The 9,178-nt window shown below is 59.3% G+C and carries 6 protein-coding genes; 1 reads left to right on the top strand and 5 read right to left on the bottom strand.

Annotation, left to right across the window (positions count from 1 at the left end):
* Positions 1 to 252 precede the first annotated feature (252 nt).
* From JNM42_RS04010 to rpoH, 4 genes are all read right to left on the bottom strand, one after another.
* The gene (locus tag JNM42_RS04010; protein WP_366504399.1) at positions 253 to 3,336 is read right to left on the bottom strand and encodes an efflux RND transporter permease subunit; all 3,084 of its coding nucleotides are present in this window, start codon (positions 3,334 to 3,336) and stop codon (positions 253 to 255) included.
* A complete protein-coding gene (locus tag JNM42_RS04005; RefSeq protein WP_294266539.1) occupies positions 3,333 to 4,439 on the bottom strand; it encodes an efflux RND transporter periplasmic adaptor subunit in 1,107 nt (368 codons plus the stop codon). Before JNM42_RS04005 ends, JNM42_RS04010 begins: the two co-directional genes overlap by 4 nt.
* Before the next feature lie 226 nt (positions 4,440 to 4,665).
* Positions 4,666 to 5,877 carry a S4 domain-containing protein gene (locus tag JNM42_RS04000; protein WP_294266537.1) on the bottom strand — a complete coding sequence of 404 codons (1,212 nt, stop codon included), beginning with the start codon at positions 5,875 to 5,877 and terminating at the stop codon, positions 4,666 to 4,668.
* Positions 5,878 to 6,100: 223 nt separating this feature from the next.
* The gene (gene rpoH / locus JNM42_RS03995) at positions 6,101 to 6,958 is read right to left on the bottom strand and encodes an RNA polymerase sigma factor RpoH (protein WP_294266534.1); all 858 of its coding nucleotides are present in this window, start codon (positions 6,956 to 6,958) and stop codon (positions 6,101 to 6,103) included.
* 436 nt (positions 6,959 to 7,394) lie between these two features.
* Here rpoH and JNM42_RS03990 point away from each other — a divergent pair, with 436 nt between their 5' ends.
* On the top strand, positions 7,395 to 8,642 hold the full coding sequence (locus tag JNM42_RS03990) for a glucose-1-phosphate adenylyltransferase (protein WP_294266532.1): 1,248 nt from the start codon (positions 7,395 to 7,397) through the stop codon (positions 8,640 to 8,642).
* A 215-nt stretch (positions 8,643 to 8,857) separates the two neighbouring features.
* Here the strand turns inward: JNM42_RS03990 and JNM42_RS03985 are convergent, their stop codons facing one another.
* On the bottom strand, positions 8,858 to 9,049 hold the full coding sequence (locus JNM42_RS03985) for a hypothetical protein (protein ID WP_294266529.1): 192 nt from the start codon (positions 9,047 to 9,049) through the stop codon (positions 8,858 to 8,860).
* Positions 9,050 to 9,178: the final 129 nt, after the last annotated feature.

The raw sequence follows: 9,178 nt of genomic DNA, 5'->3' as shown, positions 1-9,178 counted from the left end.
CTCAACCAAAAATCGCTGTGCCATTACCCGTCAAGCCACTTTCACCAAGCGTCGTGTAGTGCCGACCTTCTGATTCGACTTCTATGTATTTCAATCACTTAGCCGTTTCAACCCCCGCGAATAGCGGAAGTCGGGCTAATTTTCCTGATTGCGCTGTTCTTCAGCGAGCCTTGGCCACACTTCGGTGAGCAGGTCCAGGGGATCAGGGCTTACGATATTGGCAGCACACTGATCTGCGCTTTAAAAGACGGTCTAAGCGGAGTTGCGCTGTTTGGACAAGAGCTTCCGAATCAGGTGAATGGCATCGTCGACGTAGGTAAAGACAACGGGGATCACCAGCAGGCTGAGGAAGGTCGAGGTGATGAGTCCGCCAATGACGACAATGGCCATCGGGGCGCGGAAGCTCGGGTCGGTACCCAGTCCGATGGCGATCGGCAGCATGCCGGCGCCCATGGCAACGGTGGTCATCACAATGGGTCGGGCACGCTTGCGACAGGCGTCGAGCAGCGCGTGCCAGCGGTCGAGTCCGGGGTTGCCGTCAATGCCGCGACGAGCGAGGATGACATAGTCAATGAGCAGAATGGAATTCTTGGTGGCAATGCCCATCAGCATGATCAGGCCAATCATCGACGGCATCGATAGCGCCGTTTGCGTCACGAACAAGGCCAGGAAGGCGCCCGGTACCGAGAGTACCAGCGCAGCAAGGATCGTTAGCGGCTGTACGAAATCCTTGAACAGTAGTACCAGAACAACGTAGATGCAGAGCACGCCGGTCAGCATCGCCAGGCCGAAGCTGGAGAACAGTTCGCCCATTGCTTCCGCGTCGCCGACTGTGGTTTGCAGGATGCCCGGCGGAAGTTTGGCCAGGCTGGGCAGGGCCAGCGCCTGCTTTTCCACCTCGCCGAGTGGTTGCTGGTTCAGTTCGATTTCAAAATTGATATTGCGCAGGCGGTCGTAGCGGTCGATCACGGCCGGCCCACCGGATAGCGAGAGCGAGGCCACGTTACCGATCATCACCGGCCCATTTTTGCCTGGAACCGTCATGCGCTCGAGCAGGCTCAAGTCCTGGCGCGCTTCCGGCGGCAATTTGACAATGATCGGCAACTGGCGCTGCGCGAGGTTCAGTTTTGCAATGCTCTGGTCATAGTCGCCGGCGGTGGCAATGCGCAGCACGTCGGCAATCGCCGCCGAGGTGACGCCGAGGTCGGCCGCGCGGCCAAAATCGGGGCGGACAACCAGTTCCGGGCGGACCAGGCTGGCCGTCGTGGTGACCCCACCGATACCGGGAAGGGTGCGCAGTTCGCGCTCGACTTGGCGTGCGTGCCCGGTCAGCAGGATGCCGTTTTCGCTGGCCAGCACCAGAACGTATTTCTCGCTGGATCCACCGAAGCCGACCTTGACCTGTACGCCAGGCAGATCAGCCAGTGCCTCGCGCAGTTGGCGTTCGACGGCCTGTTTCTTGAGGCCACCTCGTTCGCCTCGCGGCGTCATGTTGATGGTCAGCGTGGCCTTGCGCACCTCGGACGCGCCACGCGGGACAAAGGGATCGCTACCGGATGCCCCGCCGCCAATGGCGGTATAGACCATCTTCACGTTTGGATTCTGCTCGACAATGCGGCGCGCCTGTTCAGCGACGGCAAAGGTTTCCTTGAAGGTGCTGCCCGGTTGCAGCGCGAGATAAACCTGGGTTTGCGACAGGTCGTCGGGCGGAATGAAACCCGTCGCTAGCAGCGGCACCAGCGCAAAGGAACCAAAGAAGAAAACGATGGTGGCAAGGGTGGTGGCTATGCGGTGCTTCATACACCACGACGCCCAGCCCATGTAGATCGCCAGCCAGCGCGGTTCGCGATGCTCATTTTTCGGCGGACGCAGGATGTAAGCCGCCATCATCGGTGTCAGCATGCGCGCGACGACCAGCGAAAAAAAGACTGCAATGGCTGCCGTCCAGCCAAACTGGACGAAAAATTTGCCGGGCACGCCACTCATGAAGGCAGTCGGCAGGAAGACAGCGATCAGCGTGAAGGTGGTGGCGATCACCGCCAGGCCGATCTCGTCGGCGGCCTCAATCGCCGCCTGAAAAGGCGTCTTGCCCATACGCAGGTGGCGCATGATGTTTTCGATTTCGACAATGGCGTCATCGACCAGGATGCCGACAACCAGCGACAGCGAGAGCGAGGTCACGACGTTGAGCGTGAAGCCCATGAAAGACATCACCGCGAAGGTCGGAATGATCGACAGCGGCAGGGCCGTGGCCGAAATGATCGTGGCGCGCCAGTCACGCAGGAAGAGCCAGACGACGATGACGGCCAGTAGCGAGCCTTCGATCAGCAGCGCCATTGAGCCTCCGAAGTTCTCGATGACCGGGTCGACGAAATTGTAGGCCTCGGTAATCGTGATATCCGGGTGCGCGGTCTTCAGCTTCTCCAGCGCCTCGCGCACGCCCTTGGCGACATCAATCTCGCTGGCACCACGGGCGCGGACGATTTCGAAGCCGACTACCGGTTTGCCATTGAGCAGCGCAGCCGAGCGAAGTTCGCCCACCGTGTCGCTGACCGTAGCCAGTTCGTTCAGACGGACCCGCCGACCATCGGAAAGCACGATATCCAGGCCGGCCAGTTCCTCAGCCGATTGCACCGTGGCAATGGTGCGCACCGATTGCTCAATCCCGCCGATATCTGAAATTCCGCCTGAGGCTTCCTGCTGGATCTGGCGGAGCTGGCGTGAGACATCGGCGGCCGTGACACGCAAGGCCAGCAAGCGGCCGGGATCCAGTTCGACGCGGATTTCACGGGTGACGCCACCGACGCGGGAGACGGCTCCAACTCCACGGACGCTGAGGATGGCTTTGCTGATGGTGTTGTCAACAAGCCAGGACAGCGCTTCGTCATCGAGGCGGCTGGAGGCCACGGTGTAAGTGAGGATCGGCGCGCCAGCCAGGTTGGCCTTGGAAATCACCGGATCCTTGAGGTCGCCCGGCAGGTCGGCGCGGATGCGGGAAACGGCATCGCGTACGTCATCGACTGCTTCCTGCGTCGGTTTCTCCAGTCGGAATTCGACCGTGACAATGGCCGTGCCGTCCTGCACCTTGGTATAGATGTGCTTGATGCCCTGCAGGGTGGCTACCGAGTTTTCGATCTTGCGCGCCACCTCGGTTTCCATCTGCGCCGGCGCGGCACCGGGCAGGCTGGCGGTGACGGTGACCGTTGGCAGGTCAATATCCGGAAATTGCTGGACCTTCATTCCCTTGAAGGCCATCAGGCCAAGCACGGTAAGCATCAGGAAGAGCAATACCGCCGGGATCGGATTGCGGATCGACCAGGTTGAAACGTTGATCATGGCGACGAACCGCTAGCGGCTCTGTCCGGAACGATGCGTACGCTGTCGCCATCGGCCAGAAAGCCGGCACCGCTGGCGACCACCTGAGCCTGGGTATCGAGGCCGCTGATTTCGATGCGTTCGCCGTTGCGCCGACCGGTGTCGATCTTGACCTGCGTCACCTTGTCATTTTCGACCCGGAAAACATAGGCAAACCCTTCGCGCAGCAGCACGGCGGATTGCGGCAGGGTCAGCGCCGAACTCTGGCCGAGGCGGAATTCGCCGCGTGCAAACATGCCGGCGCTGACCACCTGTGCCGCTTTCGCCGGCAGGTCAACATAAACCAGCGCATTGCGCGTTTGCGGGTCGACGCTCGGCGCTATGGCGCGTACCACGCCCTCAAGCACATCGCCGTTCGGGCCGCTCAACGTGGCCGTCTGGCCGGGCTTGAGGCGAGCGAGTTCAGCCGATGTGACTTCGGCACGCCATTCGAGCCGGCCGCCACGTATCAGACGAAAAAGTTCCTGGCCGGTTTCCGTCAAGGTTCCGACTGTCGCGGCGCGTGCCGAGATGATTCCGTCGTCCGGCGCCAGCACGATGGCCTTGGAACGCTTCAGTTGCGCAGTCTTCAGGCGTGCCCTGGCGACATTGAGGCGGGCCAGCGCTGTGTCGGCGGCAGTTTGCGTTTGGGTGTTCTGCTGCGGACTGAAAAAGCCCTTTTCCCGAAGCTGCCTGGCGCGCTCGTTGTTGGCGCGGGCTTCGGCGAGGGTGGCTTCGGCTTCAGCGACCATGGCCAGTGATTCGGCCAATTCGTTTTCCACCGTTTCGGGCGCAATGCGCGCCAGAATCTGGCCTTTCTTCACCACATCGCCGACGTTGACCAGTACCTCGGTAATCCGGTAATTATTGATTTCCGGGCCAATGATGGCCTCCTGCCAGGCCGCGATGTTGCCGCTGGCCTTGAGTGTCAGTGGCCACTCAATTGCTTGTGGCGTGGTCGTAGCGACAGTCAGCGCTGCTTTGCCGGGCACTGGCGGGGAACTTGCATCCTTACCGGCTTCGCTGCACGCAGCGAGCAACACCACGACGAGTGCCTGGCCGAGAAGTCGGCTGCTGATGGTCATCGTGTAAACCTCATTTGAGTCCGACAAACCGGCCGCAACGCCAGGAAAGTGCACGAAAAGTACGAACCTCCCGGCAAGCCGGCACGGAGAAACCCACAAATAGGCCCGTCATTCCGGGCTTGACCCGGAATCAAGTGGAAACCACTGGATACCTGACTGCGCCGGAATGACCAGATTTTCATGTCCATTGGTTTCAACATGGCTTACGACGTGCTTCATGTCGTGTCTAAAAACGTTCGTTGTCGCGCAGGTAGCGCCATTGGCCGACGGGGAGCTTGCCCAGCGACACACTGCCGATGCGGATGCGCTTGCTGGCGGTCACGCGCAAGCCGACCAGCTCGCACATGCGCTGAATCTGTCGTTTACGACTTTCGTGCAGCACAAAACGCAGTTGCTGCTCGCTTTGCCAGGACACCTGAGCGCGCTTGAGTTTGACGTCGTCAAGCGCAAGACCCTGGTTGAGCAATTTCATTCCGTCTGCCGTCAGTTCGCCTTCGACCCGCACCATGTATTCCTTTTCCAGACGCGTATCGTCACCGATTATGCGGCGGGCAACGCTGCCCTCCTGGGTGAATACCAGCATGCCCGTCGCATCGGCTTCGAGTTTGCCCGCCAGCGCCAGTCCACGCAAATGAGTGGCCTTGAAATGGTATCGGCTATCGTCTTCACGCCAGCGATTCTCGGGGCGGATCAACAGCACTGCATTTTCACCATCGCCTTCAAACGGCCCGCTAGCCACGTCAAGCGGCTTGTTGAACAGGATGGTCACGCTCTCGGTCTGGTGCGCGCTGGCGGCGTCCTTGATCTCGATCCGTGCGCCGGGGTGCACCCGGGTACCAAGCGTGGTGACCACCACACCATCGACGCTTACCCAGCCGTTTTCGATCCATTCATCCGCCTCACGCCGCGAGCACAGGCTCATCTCGCAGATCCGTTTGGACAAGCGCGGCGGCTCCTTGAGCGGGCGACGTAGCGCTCCCGCCTGGGCAGTTTGGGGTGTTGGCGGTGTCTCGCGGCGAAGCGGAGGTGCTGGCAATGGCGACTGCGAGAGTGGGGTGGAATGAATCCGCCCGGTTTCCAGTCGCGGCGCGAGCGGCTCGCCGTTAGCTCGGGCCGGAGGAAGGGCACGAGCACCGGTGCTGCGGGCGATGCCGCGTTTGGGATAAGTCCTGGCTTGCTCCGCTACGCGCAATTTACCCGGTCGCGGCACTTCTCCGTTACCGAGCGCTGCTTCGGCGGGCATGGTTTTCACCTCGAATTCCGGCGCACGAGTAGCGTCCTTGTTGAAGAGCGAAGTAGTGCGCGGACTGTCGCTGCCCTGGTAATTTTCAACGGTTTCGGCGACGGGTTGCGCCGCTTTGACCGTGTTGCCGGCGCGTTTCGCAAGGGACTGTTGCGCTGATTTGAATCCTGCGTGAACCGGTTTGCGAGCGCGCACTACAGGGTCATCGGCCACGCTCGACGTGGCGGGTCTGGGAGGAAGTTTCAGGGTAGGTCGAGAAGTGGAACGAGGCATGGTGGAAACTTTATAAATCGACAGCCGGGCAGTTTACGCCAGTCGTTGCTCGAAACGCCATGCGCAGGGATTTGTCAGGAAAAAAATGCCGTTCAGCGCTGGCTGAACGGCATTTCCGGGGATCCCGGTCGGGCACCCGGCTTCTTCAGGCAGAAGCAACCAGTGGCGCCAGGCTGCTGCGCATCTTCTGCATGGCCTTGGTTTCGATCTGGCGAATGCGCTCGGCTGAGACCCCGAATTCGGCAGCCAGATCGTGCAGGGTTGCCGGATCGTCGCTCAGCCAGCGCGCTGCAACAATGCGCCGGCTGCGCTCATCGAGGCCGGACAGCGCCGATTGCAGCGCCTCGCCGTGCAGATGATCGCGGGCGCGGGATTCGAGCACCCGCGTCGGCTCGCTGCGGTTATCTTCAAGGTAGGCAATCGGAGAAAACGTATCCTCGTCGTCATGGCTCGATTCCAGTGCCAGATCGTGCCCCGCAAGGCGTGATTCCATCTCGACCACTTCTTCCGGCTTGACGCTCAGTTGATGTGCGACATCGGCAACCTGCGTCGGCGTCAGCGCCTCGCTGCCCGGTTTCATGCTGCGCAGATTGAAGAACAGCTTGCGTTGCGCCTTGGTTGTGGCCACTTTGACCATGCGCCAGTTCTTCAGCACATATTCATGAATTTCGGCCTTGATCCAGTGCATGGCAAAAGAAACCAGACGCACACCGTGCGACGGGTCAAAGCGCTTGACCGCCTTCATCAGACCGATATTGCCTTCCTGGATCAGGTCCGCATGGGGCAGACCGTAGCCAAGGTAGCCGCGTGCAATAGAAACCACCAGGCGCAAATGGGAGAGAACCAGTTGGCGCGCCGCTTCCAGATCGTCATCCTCGCGGAAACGCGTCGCCAGCCGAACCTCTTCTTCCTGCGTAAGGATGGGAAACTGCTTCGTTGCCTGAATGTAGGCCTCAATGTTGCCTGCCGCAGAGATTGTCGGAAAAGTCATTGCTTCCATCATTTGAATCACCACCTCATTGCTTATGTTCCTGAATGAATTTTAGCACTCCATGACTGAGAGTGCTAAGGGCAACGGAAAGTTTCTTGTGTCAGATTGTAATCTGATCTATTCAACGATGAAGTTGCCCGACTGACCCTCGTGATTGGAACACCTGGCATCAGCGCCATCAGCCAGAAGGATCTCGTCACCCCGATCAATCTGCCCCAGGATTAGCACACATCGCTGACCTGATTCGCCAAGCGGACTCGACAATCATGAGTACATCGTCTACGGTGATAAGGTTTCGAGGCCAGACGATCAGGCAATAGAATTTAAAAAGTTGCCCCACCAGGCGGGTTACGTTAGTTATGGGTCAGGCGAATGAGATGCGCTCGCTACACGCAGGCTGAATCGTAGCGTGTGGGCGTTATCGCTTTGCTCTTTCTACGAAAGAGGGATGATGAACAGGCTCAATATTCTTGCGGTGGTTCTGGCCGGCGGTGAAGGTTCGCGTCTGTATCCGCTGACCGAACATCGTTCCAAGCCCTCGGTTCCCTTCGGCGGCCGCTATCGGATTGTCGACTTCGTACTCTCCAATCTGATCAATTCGAAGATTTTTACCATTTACCTCCTGGTGCAGTACAAATCGCAGTCACTTATTGAGCACGTTCGCCGCTCCTGGGTGCTGGCCCCGATCTTCCCCGAACAGTTCATCACCGTTGTTCCACCGCAGATGCGCGAGGATCCTGAATGGACCCAGGGTACTGCCGACGCCGTTTATCAGAATCTGAGACTGATCGAGAAGCATGCGCCGGACCTCATTGCGGTGTTCAGTGCCGACCACCTGTATCGCATGGACGTGCGCCAGATGGTTGATTTCCACTTGCGCAGCGGCGCCGACGTAACGGTCGCGGCGCTGCCGGTGCCGATCGCACAGGCCTCGGCCTTCGGCATCATTGACGCCGATGCCGACGGGGTCATCCACAATTTCCGCGAAAAGCCCGTCAACCCTGTTCCCATGGCGAATGATCCTGCGCGCGCCTTCGCCTCAATGGGCAATTACATTTTCAACGCCGATGTTCTGAGCAAGGCGCTGAAGGAGGGAAAACGTCTGGGTGAAAAGGATTTTGGCAAGGATATGTTGCCGCGCCTGATCAAGACAAAGCGGGTGTTTGCCTACGATTTCGGTGAAAACGAAGTCCCGGGCATACGCGACTATGAGGAACCGGGCTACTGGCGCGACGTGGGAACGATCGATGCCTTTTTTCAGGCGCACCAGGACCTTCTGGGTGTCGAACCCAAGTTCGACATGTTCAATCCCAAATGGCGAATCGGCTCAAGCAACTACCAGGGACCGTCGCCAAGATTCTTCAGGGCCGAGATAGAAAACAGCATGATCAGTTCTGGCGGCCTGATCAAGGGCGCCCGGATACGCAATTCGATCGTTCGCAGCGAAGTACTGCTGGAAGAGGATGTCGAACTCGACGAGTGCATCGTCATGGACTACTCGGTTCTGCGCAAGGGTGTGCGGCTCAGGCGCGTCATCGTCGACCGCTACAACGTGATCGAGGCGGGGGATTGTATCGGCTACGATATTGAAGCCGATCGTCGCCGATTCTACGTCACCGACTCGGGCATCGTCGTCATATCCAGGGGCGAGGGCTCGGATTCACGGGCTGGGGGAGGGATGTTTCGCTATCTGTAGAGGCTGAGTTGTGCGGGGACTTGAAGCATAGCGAGTGGTGAAGCGCGAAGATGTCCTTTGGCTCATGGGTGGTTTCTGCGGGCTGTTCCGTATCCTCTCGATGCCACGCTGATTGGCCCCGATTATCTCCCGCCCTACAGCCCGGTCACCCTGAACGTGCGGATCAAGACCGGCTGCAGTGCCATGGCCAACGTGAAGGAAAGTCTTCGACCCCTTTAATCCCAAGGCAAATCATATCTACAGTCCCCAGTCATTCCGGTGTAAGACTGCGGGTAGCCGACCAGCGGAAAATTACGCAATACGGCGTGCTTTTCCTGCGTGACATCCTGTACGTAAAAGTAGGCCAGTGCACCAACGAAGGAGAAGGCGAGGAGAACACCCAGGCTAACCAGGATCATATTGAGCATTTGCGGCTCCCTTGACGACGTTCAATAGAAGTTCAACTATGTTAGTCGTTCCCGCTGGTCCCTGGCTACTCTGCACCCATTTGCGGGCAGGATACCGGTTTGGCGAAGCGTGCCAAACGTCGACTACAT

The sequence above is a fragment of the Propionivibrio sp. genome (genome assembly GCF_016790145.1).
In the GTDB taxonomy this organism is placed as follows: domain Bacteria; phylum Pseudomonadota; class Gammaproteobacteria; order Burkholderiales; family Rhodocyclaceae; genus Propionivibrio.
This window is presented reverse-complemented; position numbering and strand designations above follow the sequence as displayed.

What these genes read in the sequence shown, in the direction of transcription:
- JNM42_RS04010 (WP_366504399.1), bottom strand. Translation starts at nt 3,336, where the DNA reads ATGATCAACGTTTCAACCTGGTCGATCCGCAATCCGATCCCGGCGGTA.
- JNM42_RS04005 (WP_294266539.1), bottom strand. Translation starts at nt 4,439, where the DNA reads ATGACCATCAGCAGCCGACTTCTCGGCCAGGCACTCGTCGTGGTGTTG.
- rpoH (WP_294266534.1), bottom strand. Translation starts at nt 6,958, where the DNA reads ATGATGGAAGCAATGACTTTTCCGACAATCTCTGCGGCAGGCAACATT.
- JNM42_RS03990 (WP_294266532.1), top strand. Translation starts at nt 7,395, where the DNA reads ATGATGAACAGGCTCAATATTCTTGCGGTGGTTCTGGCCGGCGGTGAA.
- JNM42_RS03985 (WP_294266529.1), bottom strand. Translation starts at nt 9,049, where the DNA reads ATGCTCAATATGATCCTGGTTAGCCTGGGTGTTCTCCTCGCCTTCTCC.